This is a genomic window from Polynucleobacter sp. 39-46-10, assembly GCF_002282275.1.
Window position 1 is genome coordinate 1 of the sequence record NZ_NCJB01000080.1, and the last position, 14,954, is coordinate 14,954.

The 14,954-nt window shown below is 43.8% G+C and carries 23 protein-coding genes; 10 read left to right on the forward strand and 13 right to left on the reverse strand.

What is annotated here, in order from left to right; genetic code table 11:
* The 3 genes from B7X71_RS17900 to B7X71_RS08075 form a co-directional block, all read right to left on the reverse strand.
* Window positions 1-173 (reverse strand): 2-dehydropantoate 2-reductase N-terminal domain-containing protein (locus B7X71_RS17900; RefSeq protein ID WP_363926839.1); only part of this gene is annotated, 173 nt, incomplete at its 3' end.
* Window positions 170-1,099, reverse strand: coding sequence for an EamA family transporter (locus B7X71_RS08070; RefSeq protein WP_293600488.1), 930 nt, complete (start codon window positions 1,097-1,099; stop codon window positions 170-172). The genes B7X71_RS17900 and B7X71_RS08070, both read right to left, overlap by 4 nt.
* Window positions 1,092-2,735 carry a GMC family oxidoreductase N-terminal domain-containing protein gene (locus B7X71_RS08075; protein ID WP_293600489.1) on the reverse strand — a complete coding sequence of 548 codons (1,644 nt, stop codon included), beginning with the start codon at window positions 2,733-2,735 and terminating at the stop codon, window positions 1,092-1,094. The genes B7X71_RS08070 and B7X71_RS08075 overlap by 8 nt, the downstream gene beginning before the upstream one ends.
* Window positions 2,736-2,821: 86 nt before the next feature.
* On the opposite strand from B7X71_RS08075, the gene B7X71_RS08080 reads away from it, so the two are divergent.
* Together B7X71_RS08080 and yjgA are read left to right on the forward strand one after the other, a co-directional pair.
* Window positions 2,822-3,034: a helix-turn-helix domain-containing protein gene (locus B7X71_RS08080; protein WP_293598254.1), complete on the forward strand. Its 213-nt coding sequence runs from the start codon at window positions 2,822-2,824 to the stop codon at window positions 3,032-3,034.
* A gap of 31 nt (window positions 3,035-3,065) precedes the next feature.
* Entirely contained in the window at window positions 3,066-3,593 is a 528-nt protein-coding gene (gene yjgA / locus B7X71_RS08085; RefSeq protein ID WP_293598255.1) for a ribosome biogenesis factor YjgA, read from the forward strand.
* Window positions 3,594-3,601: 8 nt separating this feature from the next.
* Here the strand turns inward: yjgA and B7X71_RS08090 are convergent, their stop codons facing one another.
* Genes B7X71_RS08090 through B7X71_RS08105 form a run of 4 tightly spaced genes read right to left on the reverse strand, consistent with a single transcriptional unit; the run spans window position 3,602 to window position 5,525 of the window.
* Window positions 3,602-4,375 (reverse strand): acyltransferase, encoded by a 774-nt coding sequence (locus B7X71_RS08090; RefSeq protein WP_293600490.1) that lies wholly within the window; start codon window positions 4,373-4,375, stop codon window positions 3,602-3,604.
* The gene (locus B7X71_RS08095; RefSeq protein WP_293600491.1) at window positions 4,326-4,721 is read right to left on the reverse strand and encodes an acyltransferase family protein; all 396 of its coding nucleotides are present in this window, start codon (window positions 4,719-4,721) and stop codon (window positions 4,326-4,328) included. Before B7X71_RS08095 ends, B7X71_RS08090 begins: the two co-directional genes overlap by 50 nt.
* 50 nt (window positions 4,722-4,771) lie before the next feature.
* On the reverse strand, window positions 4,772-4,960 hold the full coding sequence (locus B7X71_RS08100) for a hypothetical protein (RefSeq protein ID WP_293600492.1): 189 nt from the start codon (window positions 4,958-4,960) through the stop codon (window positions 4,772-4,774).
* Window positions 4,961-4,994: 34 nt separating this feature from the next.
* On the reverse strand, window positions 4,995-5,525 hold the full coding sequence (locus tag B7X71_RS08105) for a DUF308 domain-containing protein (protein WP_293600493.1): 531 nt from the start codon (window positions 5,523-5,525) through the stop codon (window positions 4,995-4,997).
* A gap of 184 nt (window positions 5,526-5,709) precedes the next feature.
* Between B7X71_RS08105 and B7X71_RS08110 the strand changes: the two genes are divergently transcribed.
* From B7X71_RS08110 to B7X71_RS08125, 4 genes are all read left to right on the forward strand, one after another.
* On the forward strand, window positions 5,710-5,940 hold the full coding sequence (locus B7X71_RS08110; protein WP_293598259.1) for a hypothetical protein: 231 nt from the start codon (window positions 5,710-5,712) through the stop codon (window positions 5,938-5,940).
* A gap of 95 nt (window positions 5,941-6,035) precedes the next feature.
* Window positions 6,036-6,200: a hypothetical protein gene (locus B7X71_RS08115; protein WP_293598260.1), complete on the forward strand. Its 165-nt coding sequence runs from the start codon at window positions 6,036-6,038 to the stop codon at window positions 6,198-6,200.
* An 84-nt stretch (window positions 6,201-6,284) separates the two neighbouring features.
* Entirely contained in the window at window positions 6,285-6,515 is a 231-nt protein-coding gene (locus tag B7X71_RS08120) for a hypothetical protein (protein ID WP_293598261.1), read from the forward strand.
* Window positions 6,515-6,880 (forward strand): type II toxin-antitoxin system death-on-curing family toxin, encoded by a 366-nt coding sequence (locus B7X71_RS08125; RefSeq protein ID WP_293598262.1) that lies wholly within the window; start codon window positions 6,515-6,517, stop codon window positions 6,878-6,880. Before B7X71_RS08120 ends, B7X71_RS08125 begins: the two co-directional genes overlap by 1 nt.
* A gap of 8 nt (window positions 6,881-6,888) precedes the next feature.
* Here B7X71_RS08125 and B7X71_RS08130 read toward each other — a convergent pair whose 3' ends face one another.
* Window positions 6,889-7,344 carry a helix-turn-helix transcriptional regulator gene (locus B7X71_RS08130; protein WP_293600494.1) on the reverse strand — a complete coding sequence of 152 codons (456 nt, stop codon included), beginning with the start codon at window positions 7,342-7,344 and terminating at the stop codon, window positions 6,889-6,891.
* A gap of 434 nt (window positions 7,345-7,778) precedes the next feature.
* On the opposite strand from B7X71_RS08130, the gene B7X71_RS08135 reads away from it, so the two are divergent.
* Window positions 7,779-8,807: an ionic transporter y4hA gene (locus B7X71_RS08135; RefSeq protein ID WP_293598264.1), complete on the forward strand. Its 1,029-nt coding sequence runs from the start codon at window positions 7,779-7,781 to the stop codon at window positions 8,805-8,807.
* A 97-nt stretch (window positions 8,808-8,904) separates the two neighbouring features.
* Entirely contained in the window at window positions 8,905-9,984 is a 1,080-nt protein-coding gene (locus tag B7X71_RS08140; protein ID WP_293598265.1) for a glycosyltransferase, read from the forward strand.
* Window positions 9,985-10,334: 350 nt separating this feature from the next.
* Here B7X71_RS08140 and B7X71_RS08145 read toward each other — a convergent pair whose 3' ends face one another.
* The 4 genes from B7X71_RS08145 to B7X71_RS08160 all read right to left on the reverse strand — a co-directional run bounded on the left by B7X71_RS08145 (window position 10,335) and on the right by B7X71_RS08160 (window position 12,246).
* Window positions 10,335-10,550, reverse strand: coding sequence for a hypothetical protein (locus B7X71_RS08145; RefSeq protein WP_293598266.1), 216 nt, complete (start codon window positions 10,548-10,550; stop codon window positions 10,335-10,337).
* Entirely contained in the window at window positions 10,547-11,308 is a 762-nt protein-coding gene (locus tag B7X71_RS08150; RefSeq protein ID WP_293598267.1) for a Fic family protein, read from the reverse strand. The genes B7X71_RS08145 and B7X71_RS08150 overlap by 4 nt, the downstream gene beginning before the upstream one ends.
* Entirely contained in the window at window positions 11,301-11,804 is a 504-nt protein-coding gene (locus tag B7X71_RS08155; protein ID WP_293598268.1) for a type IV toxin-antitoxin system AbiEi family antitoxin domain-containing protein, read from the reverse strand. Before B7X71_RS08155 ends, B7X71_RS08150 begins: the two co-directional genes overlap by 8 nt.
* A 199-nt stretch (window positions 11,805-12,003) precedes the next feature.
* Window positions 12,004-12,246, reverse strand: coding sequence for a hypothetical protein (locus B7X71_RS08160; RefSeq protein ID WP_293598269.1), 243 nt, complete (start codon window positions 12,244-12,246; stop codon window positions 12,004-12,006).
* A 46-nt stretch (window positions 12,247-12,292) separates the two neighbouring features.
* On the opposite strand from B7X71_RS08160, the gene B7X71_RS08165 reads away from it, so the two are divergent.
* Window positions 12,293-13,228, forward strand: a complete 936-nt coding sequence (locus B7X71_RS08165; RefSeq protein WP_293598270.1) for a site-specific integrase — start codon at window positions 12,293-12,295, stop codon at window positions 13,226-13,228.
* A 6-nt stretch (window positions 13,229-13,234) separates the two neighbouring features.
* On the forward strand, window positions 13,235-14,167 hold the full coding sequence (locus B7X71_RS08170) for a hypothetical protein (protein ID WP_293600495.1): 933 nt from the start codon (window positions 13,235-13,237) through the stop codon (window positions 14,165-14,167).
* On the opposite strand, the gene B7X71_RS08175 is transcribed toward B7X71_RS08170, so the two are convergent.
* Window positions 14,164-14,892, reverse strand: coding sequence for a sugar transferase (locus B7X71_RS08175; RefSeq protein ID WP_293600496.1), 729 nt, complete (start codon window positions 14,890-14,892; stop codon window positions 14,164-14,166). The two genes, B7X71_RS08170 and B7X71_RS08175, sit on opposite strands and share 4 nt — an antisense overlap.
* Window positions 14,893-14,954: the final 62 nt, after the last annotated feature.

Genomic DNA, 14,954 nt, shown 5'->3' on the forward strand with positions numbered 1-14,954 from the left:
GTTTTAGGATGCACCGTATAACTACCTTTTGGCGTCTCCACTACCAAGCCATGCTCTTGAATATGCGCTTGGCGTTTATCACGTAACAGGTAAGTGACATCTGCACCAGCCAACATCAACTTTGATCCGTAATAGCCACCAATACCACCCGCGCCCACAATTAATATCTTCATGATTTCCTCGAGGAATGTTTTGTGAACGATAAACCATAAATGGTGCCCAGATAGCCCACCATAACCAAGCCTGCTGCTAAGAACTTCCACCCCGGTAGTGATTCACCCAAGAAAATCGCGGTTGCCCCCATGCCAAAGATGGGAACCAATAAAGGGGCCGGAGCTACCAGAGCTGCCGGATGCTTAGATAAAAGCCAGGCCCAAGCGGCGTAACCAAATAAGGTATTGGCCCAAGATTGCCAAAAGACTCCTGCCCAAGCCCCTAAGGGCGCTAACTCTATCGCTGAAACTAAGCTGGAATATCCCCCCTCGAAATACAGAGAGAGCAATAACAGGGGTGGAATCGAAAATGCACTAGCCCACACAACATAAGCAAACATATTGATAGCACCTGCTTGTCGACTCACGGTATTACCTGCCCCCCAGGCACAACCAGCACAGATGACTAAACCTATTCCAAGCAAACTGGTTTGACTATCAATGTGACTAGCAATCACCAAGAGACCAATCATCGCAATTCCAATGGAGATGGCTTGATGCCAGTAAAGTCGCTCTTTTGCAAAGATCATCGCAAAGCCGATGGTGAAAAATACTTGGGTTTGCACCACCAGAGAAGCTAAGCCTGGAGTGATATGGCCGTTGATTGCATAAAACAAAATACCGAATTGCCCGACCCCAATAAAGATTCCATACATCGCTAAGTTGAGCCACGATACCCGGGGACGTTTTACAAAAAAGATCGCCGGCAGTAAAGCAAAAACATAGCGCAGGGTTGCGAACAAAAATGGTGGAAACGCATCCAGTGATTTTTTAATCACGACAAAATTAGTTCCCCAGATTGCCACAATGGCCAAAGCCAAGAATAAATGGCTTAGGGGTAGGCGGTTAGGCAGCCGATTTGGCAGTCTATTAACTGAGTCACTCACCGCAGAGCAATTCTGCTGCGCGCTGCGCAATCATCATGGTTGGCGCTGCAGTATTTCCTGAGGTAATCGTTGGCATTGCCGAGGCATCCACTACTCGCAAGTTATGCACTCCCCTGACCCGTAATTGAGAATCGAGTACTGCTGTAGGATCATCATCGCGGCCCATTTTGCAAGTGCCCACCGGATGAAAAATGGTTGTACCAATATCTCCAGCCGCTTTAATTAACTCTTCTTCAGTTTGATATTGCATACCAGGCTTGTATTCCTCTGGTGTGTATGGCTTAAGCGCTGGCCTTTCCATAATCTGACGTGTTAGACGCAATGAATCTGCTGCCACCTTACGATCCTCATCAGTAGATAAATAATTTGGCGCAATCACTGGGGGAGCTTCTGGATCAACCGAGCTGATATGGATACTACCGCGAGATGTTGGTCGTAAGTTACAGACGCTGGCCGTGATGGCATCAAAGGTATGTAAATCTTCACCAAACTTTTCTAAAGATAAAGGTTGTACGTGGTACTCCACATTTGGAGAATCATGCTCTGGAGAGCTGTAGGCAAAAGCACCAAGCTGCGATGGCGCCATCGACATCGGACCAGAGCGCTTAAATACATACTCCATGCCGATTAAGAGCTTGCCAAGCAAAGAACTCGATTTGGTGTTCAGAGTCTGAATACCATTGACTTTATAAATCATCCGTAATTGCAAATGGTCCTGTAGGTTCTCGCCCACGCCCGGTAAATCGGCAATGACGGGAATACCTAGCTTGTTGAGGTGCGTAGCTGATCCAATACCCGAGCGCTCTAGAACCTGCACACTACCAATGGCACCCGCACTCAAAATGACTTCTCCTTGTGAGTCAGTATTGAGATTGCTGCAATACACATCGATGGTGTTTCCATCTTTTATATATTGCACACCGATGCAATTTTTACTCACCGTATCAATCAAGAGCTTATTGACTACAGCTTCGGTAATCACCGTCAGATTGGGTCGCTTAGCTGCATCGCGTAAGAATGCTTTGGCAGTATTTAAACGCCAACCTTTGCGTTGACTGACATCAAAATACCCTACCCCAAAGTTATCGCCTTGGTTAAAGTCATCTGATGCCGGGATGCCCGCTTGGACAGCGGCCTCTCTAAAGACATCCATAATGGGCCAGCGCAAACGCTGTTGAGATACCGTCCACTCACCACCTTTACTGTGCCATTGATTAGCAGCACCGTGATAATCCTCGAAGGATTTATATCGACGTAGCGCATTATCCCAAGACCAAGACTCATCGCCTGTCGCCTTAACCCAAGAGTCATAGTCGCCAACCTGACCACGCATATAAATCATGCCGTTAATCGATGAACAACCACCTAACACCTTTCCCCGCGGATACAGCAGTGAGCGTCCATTTAGACCTTTTTCAGCGGTAGTCTTAAAACGCCAATCAGCCCTGGGGTTATCAATGCAATACAAATAACCAACTGGAATATGAATCCAAATATAGTTGTCATGCGACCCCGCTTCAATCAATAGCACGCGCTTAGCGGGATTCTCAGTCAAGCGCTTGGCTAACATACAGCCTGCACTACCTGCGCCAATGATGATGAAGTCGTAGGTGTTTTGCGGAGAGGATTGAGTCATGCGCTTAATCAGAAATAACCATGAAGTTCATACTATCTATTATTTACTAAAATTTAGCCTTGACTTACCCCTCATGGAGCTAAAAAATGTCATCCCTCAACTATGAGCAAGTCTTTGGACATCTAAGAAATGCTACCTTTTCAGCAGAAGAGGCTGCAGAATTTTTAGAGGTCTCGCTTCCTACTTTACGAAGATATGTACAGTCCGGTAGATTAAAGCCCACATCAATCATTGGAAGAAGCCAGTTATTTTCTAGCAATGATCTAAAGCTACTAAAACAGAAAACCAATAAAGAATAGTTAAAGTCCAATACCCGTCTAAAATAGCCCTATGCATGTCAATGAAAAGAACCGTACCCCCAAGAAAGAAGATCTTGATGAGGGGCCAAGCAAATCCGAGCTAAAGCGCCAGATGACTGAGCGCCAGAAGCTGGCCGAGGTTCTGGCGGCACTTAGTAGTGATGCCTTAAAGACCATTCCTTTGGATGAAGCCATTAAAGCTGCCATTGCAGAAACCAACAAGATTAAAAGTTTTGAGGCGATTCGTCGTCACAAACAATACCTTGGCAAACTGATGCGTTTCTTGGATGAAGAAGAGCTTGATGCCATCCAAAAGCGTTTAGATGCGATTCAAGGCGTTAGTAAGGCAGAGACTGCAAAGCTTCATCATCTAGAGTCTTATCGCGATCGCTTAATTGCGAGCGATGAAACCTTTACCAAGATGATTGAGCAATATCCCGATATGGATATTCAGAATATGCGCACTCTCATCCGCAATGCCCGCAAAGAAAAAGAAACTAATAAACCTCCCAAAGCTTATCGAGAAATCTTCCGCGTCTTAAAGGATATGGGAATTTAAGTTATCACCTAAATCTTAAGCTTAGCTGAGGGAATCTCCACCCAGCGATACATGTAGTTTGCAGCAATAGTGCTACACACCACCACCCCTAGCATTAAGCCAATAGCCATTACGCCACTCTCATGAGCATGCATGCCAGAGGCAATATACAGCGTGTTCGCAAGCAAGATAAATGCGAAGTGAATCAAAAAGGCAGAGTACGAGCGTGGGCTCGCCCACGCTATAGAGCGCAATACAAATGCTTTTGCCTTTGAACTAGTGGGGCTAAGACTTGGATAGCCGGCATTACCCCACACTAATAACGCAATGGCCACAAACCAAGCTAAGAAATTCCGTAACCACACTTCATGCAATGAAGAAATTGCAATAATCACACCAATAGCAATCAGCATCCATTTGGCTAGAACTCGGATCCTCTTATCAGAAAAGTTCTTGGCGAGATATGCCAATACACCAAGACTGTATGAACCAATAAAGTAAATAAAGTAGGCCTCGTACTGATTGGATCGATTGAAGTACAGCAAAGAGCTGACTGCAACAATACTGATGAACCAAATCAATGCCTGATAAGAAGAAAAAGATATCAGCAGAACGGCCAGCACTGAATACAGCTGCCAATCAATTGCTACATACCAAACACCAGCAGATATAGAGTCAAGCCCCAATATGCCTTGCAAGAAAAATAAATGTGCCAAGAACTGACCGAGTGTTTCTTGTTCGCCAACGAATTCATCATTTACCCAAAAGCGTGCAATCCAAGCGCAAACAATAGTAAAGATCAAAGCGACCAAATAGGGAGCAAATAGGAACAATAGTAAAGATCAAAGCGACCAAATAGGGAGCAAATAGGCGCAAGTAGCGATTGATGATGACTCGCAGTAAATGTTGGCTGCTGAATTTTGCACTCGCAAATCGAGTGAGTGATTGGGTTGCGAGGTGACCCGCCATGACTAAGAAGATTTGTACTGCAAAGCGACCATACTCAAATAAGAAATTCATGACACCCGGCAAGAAAGCTCGCGTATCTTCTGCAATCTGACCATAACTCGATAGGTGATGCAGGATGATCAACAGCGCTGCAAAGACCTTCAGAAGATCAATTAAGAAAAGGGGCTGGGTGTGCTTCAAGACAAGAATAGACCAGCACTCAAGTTAATAAAGAGTGCTGATAAGAGTAATTATTTGGATTTCTCGGACTTTGGCTTACCCATCAAAGAGGCAAGCATAGGATTGCTACTAGCAAGCTCTTTTTTGGTCTTTGCAATGCGCTCTGCAGCACCAGGCTTTGGCGTCTTAGCAGCATTCTTCATCCGCTGCGCAGTTGTCAAAGCCAGGTTCTTGTAGAGGTCAGTTTTTTTCATTGTCATGGAGATTCAATTCCTAAAGAGAACTCAGGATTACTTAGTCAATGAACGTGCTGCGAGGCCCAAGAACAGTAATGACCAACCAGCTACTTTCTGGGTAGCCACTCATGATGAGAACACCCATCAAGATCGAAATCGCTGATGACAATACCAACCAAATCCACTCATTAAAGTGACGATGCTGAAACGCAGAGATTAAACGCAGCACTCCGGTGACAAAGAAAATAGCTGCTAACCACAAGGTAATCGCCTCTAACGCAGGAATTGGAAACGCCCAAGTGTAAACACCGGCGGCAATATACAAAACAGCTAATAGCACTTGAATACCCACACTCTTCCAACCAGAGGATTTGAGTGCATGAGCAAATTGCAACACGCCAGCAAAGATCAAGAAAGCGCCCAAAACATTAATAGTGACAAATGAAAACAATGTCTGACCGGCAATGCCAATCATGCCTAAAATAATAAAAAGAATGCCCATACCAATTAGGGTGCCAGGCACTTTAGCTGCAGCGCCAAGGACTGCAGCGCGAATTTCTTTAATTTGAGTCAGAGATAAATCAGTCATTTACAGGCTTTCAAGAAAAATAGGGGCTATAAAACTTTAGTAGCCATATTATCTCAGGCTTTTTGAGCCTAAATTGACTCAAACAGACCCTCAAGTGCAATAGATGCTGAGGAAAAATCTGTATTCTTACTGCTTTTATATGGCTAGATAACTAGCTGCTACCGTATGAAAGTATTCAATTTAAATGGATAGCACTCTCACGACTGCTCTTGGCATTGTTGCAATACTATTGCCACTCGTTGTAGGTCGCTTGGCATGGAAGCGCTTTGACCATTACTTTGGTCGCAACGATAAAGCCTATATGGGTAGCCTTCAATATTTTCTCAAGAAGCTAGGCTTCACTATTTTGATCACCTTTATCCTCTTGTGGATTGGCATCAGCCTAATTTTTAGTAGTAGTCCGAATTACGCATAGAAGCAAAACTCAACTTGGTAGTTCTGAGTAGCATTCTCGCACTCACAGTTGTTGGCAAACTAACTAATCCCAAATTTATAAACGTGATCCTTCTAATGGCTGATGAACTGCCATCTGAGCTTAGTCTCCTGTTTATTACCATTCAAACTGGTGTATTCACTCAACTTAAGACTAACTACCTTTTTGCTATGCTGATTGTGATTTTTGGCTTTGTATCGATTGCTAATGGGCATGGAAAATACAGAGAATTTCAGCGTTAACCCCTCAATTTGTAGAGTTTTCATGAATTTCTTGATTTTCCATGAAATTTCAAGAAAAATAATGAAAACTACTGGAATAAATCTATGGGCACCATTCTATTAAGCAAATTTTCATCTCAAGCACATCCCGAGATACTCAATACTTTGCGTCAGATTGCTGATATCGAAGGAAAAAAGTTTCATGCGGTTTTGGATGAAGCATTTCGTGATTTTTTAAACAAAAAGGGAGTGTCTACCCCCGATCGCCAGGTTATGGCAAGCTTTGCACAAAGCCTGCATGAATTTGAGGACCTATATAAAGAGCTTGCCAAGTAATGCTCTTTATTACTATGCAAGACATCATGCTTATGCACGGTGTCTTGATTAATCGATTTGGCGGATCACCAGGCTTAAGAGATAAAGCCGGCCTTGAGGCTGCTCTCATGCGCCCTCAATCAGGCTACTACCCAGATGTCATTTCTCAAGCAGCGGCATTGTTTGAAAGTCTCATCATCAATCACCCCTTTATTGATGGCAATAAAAGAATTGCATTTGCTGCCATGGATACTTTTTTGAGAATAAATAATAAGAGGCTCAATACAGATTCGTTAAAAGCCTACCGTCAGATAATTCACATGTTTGAAGAGCGCGAGCTAAAGTTTGACCAAGTTGATGCATGGCTCCGAACTATATGCAAATAAAGTAGTTTTTAGAGCAACTGCTCCATTCCACACTCATCAATGAGTCGCTGGATTAATACCCTCTCATGCTCATCAATCTCGTTGATCTCCAGGAAGCGTTTGTTGCGCTCATAAATTCCTATCGCTTCTTCATCAGTTAAAAGTAAGTCGTGGTTAAGTTGCCATGACAAAGCTCTTAGCTGCGGATAGTCACAAATCCTAATCTGCGCCCTATCAATACTAAATTCAACCACTTCTTCTTCAATTTTTGGCATTGGTAGACCCAGCGGTCGTAAGATATCCAAGTTGAGACCTAATGCCTTGCAAAGCAGAATATAAGAATTTATGCAAACCGAAGTTGCACCCCTTTCAATACGTATTACAGTAATTCGAGATATCCCTGCTGCTCTTGCAGCAGAGTTAATTCGAATACCCAAAACCTTTCTATGGGCACGAATTTTTTGACCCAGGATCAATCGATACATAACAAGCCCTCTCCTCATTTACCTGTTAGTTAGCCCACAGAACTCAAGCGATGAGAGCAAATGAAGATGAATTACCTCAATTCATGATGAGGCAATATCTAGCCTATACACATTGAAGCAAGTTTTTTCGTCTTGGGATTTTAAAAGATAGGAAAAACCATCTTGCATAGATGGTTTGATATGTCCAAAGAAATTGGGGTATGGGGCTTTTAACAAGTCAGATAGGCAACTCAATGAGTCATACCAAGAACAGCATGGGCGCCATGAGCAGACAGAGTCAAGGCTTTCATATGAATCTTTGTAAAGATAAAGTCAAAGTACTTTAAATAATTCCAATTAAATCACTTTAAAATAACTTTCTTGAGAATGCCATTTCATTAGCACTCCTTATTAACGAGTAATTGCACTGCTCACCACAAAAGACCAATTGATTGATGAACTTCTTCACCCCACTACTGGATCAAAGTTGGTTCATTGCCTTAATGGCTGTCACGCTGATTGGGGCAGTGCTATCAGCCGTTCACCATGCGGAGGTCATTGCCCATAAAACGGGCGAGCCCTATGGAACTCTGGTGCTTGCCATTAGCGTCACGATTATTGAAGCGTCTCTCATTATTGCCATGATGTTTGCTGGCCATGAGGGTTCTGAGTTTATTGCTCGTGATGCCGTCTTTGCCACAGTCATGATCGTGATCAACGGTGTCATTGGCTTGTGTATCTTTATGGGCGGCTTTAAGCATCATGAAATGTCTTTCCGCAATGAGGGGACTAATTCTGCTTTAGCGGTTCTCACTGCCTTAGCAACCTTCATTCTGGTCATGCCCATGGTGACGGTAAGCACTCCCGGGCCAGACTTTACTCGGGGTCAACTGGCTTTTGCAGGCTTTGCCTCGTTTGCCTTATACGCTGCCTTTATCTTTTTCCAGACGGTGAGTCATCGTGATTATTACCTCCCGAAAGCGGAAGATCAAAAAACCAATAGCGATGCGCATGCAGAAAAGCCCAGCAATCTCAAGACCGCCATCAGCCTCGCTTTATTACTTGCCTCTCTTGCAGCAGTGGTGGGACTTGCAGAAGCCCTAAACCCGGCTATCGAGGCTGGCGTTAAAGCCGCGGGAGCACCCAAAACCGTTGTCGGCATTGCCATTGCAATGCTTGTACTCCTACCCGAGGGCTTTGCAGCCATCAGGGCTGCTAGGGCCAATCGCTTACAAAGTAGCTTGAACCTAGCCTTAGGCTCAGCACTAGCGAGTATTGGGCTGACTATTCCGACGGTGGCTGCCTTTGCAATCTTTTTTAATCTGCCTCTCAGTTTAGGTATCAGCAGCCTAAACATGACCCTAATGTATTTATCCCTCTTCATTGGGGCGCTTACCCTGGCCATTGGCAGAACTACCCTCTTGCAGGGTGTGGTCCATTTGATTATCTTCTTTGAGTTTCTGTTCTTGAGCTTGGTTCCTTAAAGCCAAAAGTGGCTTAAATCTGCCCCGCCTTTCTTAAAATATCCAAATTTTGGATAAAAATGAATTTTTAGACATTAATAGAATTTATAATCATTGAATGATTAGCCTATTAGTCGCCTTCTTTACATCCTTTATCGCGACTTTGCTCATCATTCGTCTCGCCCCCTTGCACCAGCACCTGTCTGGAGACTCTGATTTATCGGGCCCACAAAAGTTTCATAAAAAATCGGTACCCCGTATTGGGGGCGTGAGTATTGCACTGGGCATCTTTGCCGCAATCATGGCAAGGATGATGACAAACCCAAGCGCTACTGTTGAGTTACTGCTTTTGGTCTGTTCAGTGCCGGTATTTGTAATTGGCTTTACAGAGGATTTAACCAAAAAAATCTCTGTCAAAATGCGGCTAGCATTTACTGCTGTTGGCGCCCTCATGCTGACTCAATTACTGAACACCTCAATTGGTAGGCTTGATATTCCAGGCCTGGACTATCTATTGTCTTTTTCGGTCATTGCCACACTGCTCACTATTTTCGCAATCACTGGCTTAGCGAACGCTTACAACATCATCGATGGCTTTAATGGCCTATCTAGTATGGTTGGCATTCTTACCTTGCTCGGAATTACTTACATTGCATTTACGGTTGGCGACTTTACTATCGTGTTTTTAAGTCTCATCATGGTTGGTGCAATCTTAGGATTTTTTGTGTGGAACTACCCAAGAGGTCATATATTCTTGGGCGATGGAGGTGCTTACCTCATTGGCTTTTGGATTGCTGCCCTGAGTGTATTGCTGGTCTCACGCCACCAAAATATCTCCCCCTGGTTTGCATTATTGATTAATGCCTATCCGATCATTGAAACACTATTCACGATCTACCGCAGGAAGATTCATCAGGGCAAAAATCCAGGACTGCCAGATGGCATTCACTTTCATACCCTAATTTACAGGCGCATCCTCAGCCCAAATCATGTTGCAAGCGAGCAGCAGTGGTTTGATGCGAACTCAAGGACATCACCCTACCTATGGACCTTGGCTGGCCTTGGAATTGTGCCAGCAGTGCTCTGGTGGCAATCTACCCCGATCTTGATGTGCTTTGCACTTCTTTTTATTGTCTCTTACGTCTGGCTCTACAAGCGTATTGTGGTTTTCAAGACGCCCGCATGGATGCATCCCTAAAACCAGGTAACCCACTTGAGCAGAAATTGAAATAGCAGATATAGCAGCAAAAGCAATTCCATCACTTCAATACCAGCAGTACTCGCAAAATTTGCCAGATCAATATGATCACGGCCAAACAAGCGACAACCAATAAGCTCAATTCAATACGAAACAGCTTCACGCGCTTGTGAATGTACTCAATCGACAGCATGACCACTCCCCAAATGAAAAACCTTAGGGTAATTCAAAGCCAAACACAGTTGTATGGGAGGACTCTGATAGTTTCGTGAGTAGCGTCTTGTTTTTATAAGTACATGGACCAGCGAAGCTAAGTCTTGTTATGTCACCATGCGGGCCTATGCTCCAGACTAGTTGCAGTTATCGAGTTTCGAAGTTAGCTTTTTCCAAGCGCCACGATCCTTTACAGCTCGACTCGAAAGGGCGATAGCCCTTTCTTGAGGACCTTCAAATGTGATGGTTTCTGACTTGGAAATGGGCTCTCCACTATCCGCCTTTTGCGCTACTTTTCGTGCGCGCTCAAAAAATCCTTTAACTGCACCAGTACGAATAATCACTTGCGTCATTTCGAACCTTTCGTTAATGCACTTATATTTTGCTCTGCAAGCTGATAACCACGTCGGCGCTCAAAAGCTTGATAACTCTCGGCCACTTTTGGATCCGTATACTGAGCCGAAAAATCTGCACCTGCATTGACCCCATCAAGGCCTGGCAGAATTGATATAGATTCCAACCACTGATCTCGAAGAATTTTCTCCCCAATACATGGGAGTAGATACTGATCCAAAGCACCGGCATGAGGATCTTCAATCTCACGGGTCAATGCTTCTAAATAGGCAGCCTTGTCAGTATCAATCCAATTAATTGACATATTCGCACGAAAACATAACTCAGCATGAACCAGAAGCATGGCACGCCCATTCCCATCTAAAAATGGGTGGCCATACGCAAACATCCCCATAATAAATCCGGGTTTTACTGCCATTTGCTTTTTGTCCTGGTCAATTGAAAGCCCTTCCTCAATCGCGCGCTGACAATCTTTGGGGTGGCAAAAATACACCTCACCCTTGCTGATGGATCTATCCGGCAGTACCGTATTTCGATCTTTACCTGCCCACGGATAAAGGGCCGAGAGGAGGATGCGGTGAACCTCCAAAAAATCGGAGTACTCAATTCTTTTACATTGCGCTAAAAAATCTAAAGCGATAGGTAACTGGGCGCGGAATAATTCGTGCTCCGCAATTTTGATAATTTCTAAATCTTTCTCGCTAGCCGTATTGCGAAGATAACCACGCGAGGCATAATCGCCAAATGGATCAAACACGCTTGAGGTCTTTATGGTGCTTGATGACTAATGCCACCATATCTTTGGGCGTTATTTTTCCTGAGCGTGTCAGGGCAACTAATAAATCATCGGTCGAATCACTCATCACCTCATCGCCGGCTAATTCTGTCACTGAACTCGCCCAACGATCCGCGTAGATTGGATTAAATCCAACGCCCTCGTTTCTTGCCAAGTCTCTGACGTACCGAGCGGTCCGGGTCAAATGAGCACGCTTGCTACGGTGTACAAATTGATCATGTGCATTCTTTGTCCTTAAGGCAGCGCATTCCAGCAAAGCCTCCCTGCCCAATTGGACTACTTTTGCGGGCTTGGCGTAAACACCTCGATCTAGCTTTTCGATGAGGCCGCTATCAACTAGAGAACGCAGTGCAGCAGAAACCTGGCTAGGGCTACCAAACGGCTTGGCATCTTGGCGTAACAAAAGCCCATCTCGACGCGGGCGAAGGGATTGCAAGATACGGCCTTTGATGTCCATCTGGTTATTATAATTTACCTATAAATATATAGCAATATCAATTACTTAATGACTTGTTATGTGCCGGTATATAAGCTATATTTGAACACCCGATACATGGCATTAGCGGGCCAACTGCCACCCCACCCCCTAAAGTAACTCTTGAAATAAGTTAATCGGAATCGATCAAAGAACGATCACTAGTTCGTTTCGCAAAAAGCTATTTTTTCAACTTTAAGCGAACGCCCGGCCCGTCCTCTGGGGTGCCGATAAATTCAATTCCAGCATCTTCAAAAGCCTGCTGAATTGAATGCAAAACCTTGACGCTAGCAGAGTCTGGGACTCCATCACAAGCCTCGATCCTACGAATGCTCGATAGGCTAACCCTCGCCCGATCCGCTAAATCAGATCCAGACCATCGAATAAGGGACTTTGCAGCCCGCACTTGCGCACCTGTAATCATTAGACATATAATGTGTCAATATTGACACTTTTAGATTCTTAAAATTATGAAATTAACTCAACTTCATCAGGATAACGCATCCAGCCTAGTTATCCAAACCCTTGAAAGAATCGAGGGTGCTTATGCGCCTGCAACCATCAGGGCCTTTAAAGCAGATTTCAATACCTTCATCACCTATTGCATAGAACATCAGACAAATCCTCTCCCCGCAAATCCTAGTGTTGTAAGCAACTACATTGACCACTTGAGTAACTGCACTTTCACTTCAGCCTACATCCGGCGGATCATTGTTTCCATTTCCAGCGTTCATAAGTTAAACCGATTTGAGGATCCAACCAAGGATTGTGATGTTCAGCTCGCCATTCGAAAGATGCATCGCAAATTAGGTAGATCATCCAAACAGGTTGCTGGGATTACCAGAAAAATCTTGGAAAAGATGATGGATGCCACCCAGAATGATCTTCGTGGAATACGAGATCGAGCTTTAATGCTGGTCGCATACGATACCCTTTGCCGCAGAAGCGAACTAGTTGACTTGCTAGCCGAGGATATACAGAGGGAGCCCACCGAAAAAGCAGAAAGTACTCGGTTATCCATAAAGTTACGAAAAAGTAAAACGGATCAAAACAGCCTCGGTAGATGGTTGCGCTTAACCGACCAGGCGAGCATAGCGCTAGAAAAATGGCTAGTGGCTAGCGGGATCCAATTGGGCCCCATCTTTAGAGGCATTAATAGGGGTAATGAAATTACCGAAAAACTAGGGAGTGGTCAGATCGCACGCATCTATAAAAGAATGGCAGTGAAAGCAAATTTGGATTGCGATACTATTAAAAATATTAGTGGGCACTCTATGCGGGTAGGGGCAGCTCAAGATCTATTGCGAGAAGGAGCGAGCCTGCCGGTCATCATGAATCGCGGTAGGTGGTCTAAGACGGATACGGTAATGCGGTACGTGGAACACATGGTTCTACCAACATCTTAAGGAGTAATGAGTATGGCTCTTAATGCGAAGAATAAAAGCATCATCACAAAAGTGGCGCAGAAGAAAACATCAACGGGGCCGATCTCAGCAGCAGGAAAAGCAAAGTCTTCTAAAAATGCAGCACTTCATGGCGCCACCTCCCCTCAATTGCTTAACGATATCGAGAAAAGCAAGTACGACACACTATTGAACGAGCTAAGAGAGTCTTACCCCTCTGCTAATCCATTAGTTCGTATGCAGTTAGAGCGAATTGCAAAACTTAATATTCAATTAGAGCGCATTCAAAATACGATAGACGCGCAGTTTCTCAGAAGTAGAGCTCTGAGCCGAGGCTATCACGAACTTGCAAGGCACTTAGATATGGACAGGGAAACTAAATCATTAGCACTTAATCTTGCTATGGGGTTTGGTGGCAAAGAAAAAATTATTGACATGGATAAAATTGATATCAGTAATGAGTTAAATTACTGGGTTGATTCTGAAAGACCATCAACTCATGAGGAGTTTTTAGATAAGACCCCTCGCTTTTGCGAATATCTGTTTAACGAATCCGTCAAAAGTCAGCAAACTATTAAAGACTATATAGGCGACAAGGTTCCAAAGCAAAAGCTCGAAGGCAATCAACACTACTCTCAAGGCATAGATATTCGCTTTGTATTTGGCGATGAAAAACCGAGAATTGACTCCGATATCGAGGAGGGGATTAAGAATACTGAATTAAAGGAACTAAAACGCGCAGCAGAATGGTATGGTCAAGAAATTATGAGAATGATTTTACGCACCCAAAAAATAGCCGACTTTAGAAAATTAGGGCCAATTGAAGAACAGGCCACAACGCCAGACCTAGATCAACTTGATCGTTTAATGCGATACCAAACAACAATACAAAGACAATTATCAACGGCAATTGGGGAATTACTAGCTTTGAATAAGATCTAGTGGCCTCCACCCTTAATGATCACTAGAATGCCTTTCCAAATAATCCACAAATCCAAACATAGCAGACCGAAAGAAGATCGCTTTAGGTATTGATCAACATATTCGTACTCGTAGACCGGGTTACCCATCTCTGCAGTTCCCTTATTGATATGACCCAAGCCCAAAAGGCCGCCACGCAATAAAAATCTGGTGACATTGCCCTGCGCGCGATCTCTTTCATAATGCAATACAGATAAGGGGCGTGGACCAACAATGCTCATATCACCCTTCAAGACACTCCAGAACTGAGGTAATTCATCAAGATAGAATTTCTTAACAAATTGACCCACATATGTTCGACTATCTGGAGTCCACTCAGCCGAGTAAGCAATCCAATCATGCCGCTTAGCACCCTCTGGCTCTATGTATTTAGTCTTAATTAGTCGAATTTTATATTTGGGAATAATCTTTCCAGCGCTAACCCCGTTGTAATAAAAAAACATGGGGCCTTTATTTTCAGGAATAAACCAACCTTCTACCAAGAAAGCCAGTTTCAACAATAACAAGATTGGTGCTGATATCAACAAAAGTAGAGCCGCAACTAACTTATCAAACAGCGCCTTAAAAAAACGGGGCGGCAAGGGTTCTGTCAACTCAAAAATCTGAGGATATTTAAGTTGAATATTCAAAGTAGGGGGCTTGTAAGGAAATGCCTCTAGAGGCTCAGGATTTAAACTAGGATTCATGAGTTAAATTAATAAAAGATCATATTTAAAATAAATATAAATTATTTCAGTTGGTAGTCATA

Coding starts and splice junctions, on each gene's coding strand:
- B7X71_RS08075 (WP_293600489.1), bottom strand. CDS start 2,735: ATGACTCAATCCTCTCCGCAAAACACCTACGACTTCATCATCATTGGC.
- B7X71_RS08080 (WP_293598254.1), top strand. CDS start 2,822: ATGTCATCCCTCAACTATGAGCAAGTCTTTGGACATCTAAGAAATGCT.
- yjgA (WP_293598255.1), top strand. CDS start 3,066: ATGCATGTCAATGAAAAGAACCGTACCCCCAAGAAAGAAGATCTTGAT.
- B7X71_RS08100 (WP_293600492.1), bottom strand. CDS start 4,960: ATGACAATGAAAAAAACTGACCTCTACAAGAACCTGGCTTTGACAACT.
- B7X71_RS08105 (WP_293600493.1), bottom strand. CDS start 5,525: ATGACTGATTTATCTCTGACTCAAATTAAAGAAATTCGCGCTGCAGTC.
- B7X71_RS08110 (WP_293598259.1), top strand. CDS start 5,710: ATGGATAGCACTCTCACGACTGCTCTTGGCATTGTTGCAATACTATTG.
- B7X71_RS08115 (WP_293598260.1), top strand. CDS start 6,036: ATGGCTGATGAACTGCCATCTGAGCTTAGTCTCCTGTTTATTACCATT.
- B7X71_RS08120 (WP_293598261.1), top strand. CDS start 6,285: ATGGGCACCATTCTATTAAGCAAATTTTCATCTCAAGCACATCCCGAG.
- B7X71_RS08125 (WP_293598262.1), top strand. CDS start 6,515: ATGCTCTTTATTACTATGCAAGACATCATGCTTATGCACGGTGTCTTG.
- B7X71_RS08130 (WP_293600494.1), bottom strand. CDS start 7,344: ATGTATCGATTGATCCTGGGTCAAAAAATTCGTGCCCATAGAAAGGTT.
- B7X71_RS08135 (WP_293598264.1), top strand. CDS start 7,779: ATGAACTTCTTCACCCCACTACTGGATCAAAGTTGGTTCATTGCCTTA.
- B7X71_RS08140 (WP_293598265.1), top strand. CDS start 8,905: ATGATTAGCCTATTAGTCGCCTTCTTTACATCCTTTATCGCGACTTTG.
- B7X71_RS08145 (WP_293598266.1), bottom strand. CDS start 10,550: ATGACGCAAGTGATTATTCGTACTGGTGCAGTTAAAGGATTTTTTGAG.
- B7X71_RS08155 (WP_293598268.1), bottom strand. CDS start 11,804: ATGGACATCAAAGGCCGTATCTTGCAATCCCTTCGCCCGCGTCGAGAT.
- B7X71_RS08160 (WP_293598269.1), bottom strand. CDS start 12,246: ATGATTACAGGTGCGCAAGTGCGGGCTGCAAAGTCCCTTATTCGATGG.
- B7X71_RS08165 (WP_293598270.1), top strand. CDS start 12,293: ATGAAATTAACTCAACTTCATCAGGATAACGCATCCAGCCTAGTTATC.
- B7X71_RS08170 (WP_293600495.1), top strand. CDS start 13,235: ATGAGTATGGCTCTTAATGCGAAGAATAAAAGCATCATCACAAAAGTG.
- B7X71_RS08175 (WP_293600496.1), bottom strand. CDS start 14,892: ATGAATCCTAGTTTAAATCCTGAGCCTCTAGAGGCATTTCCTTACAAG.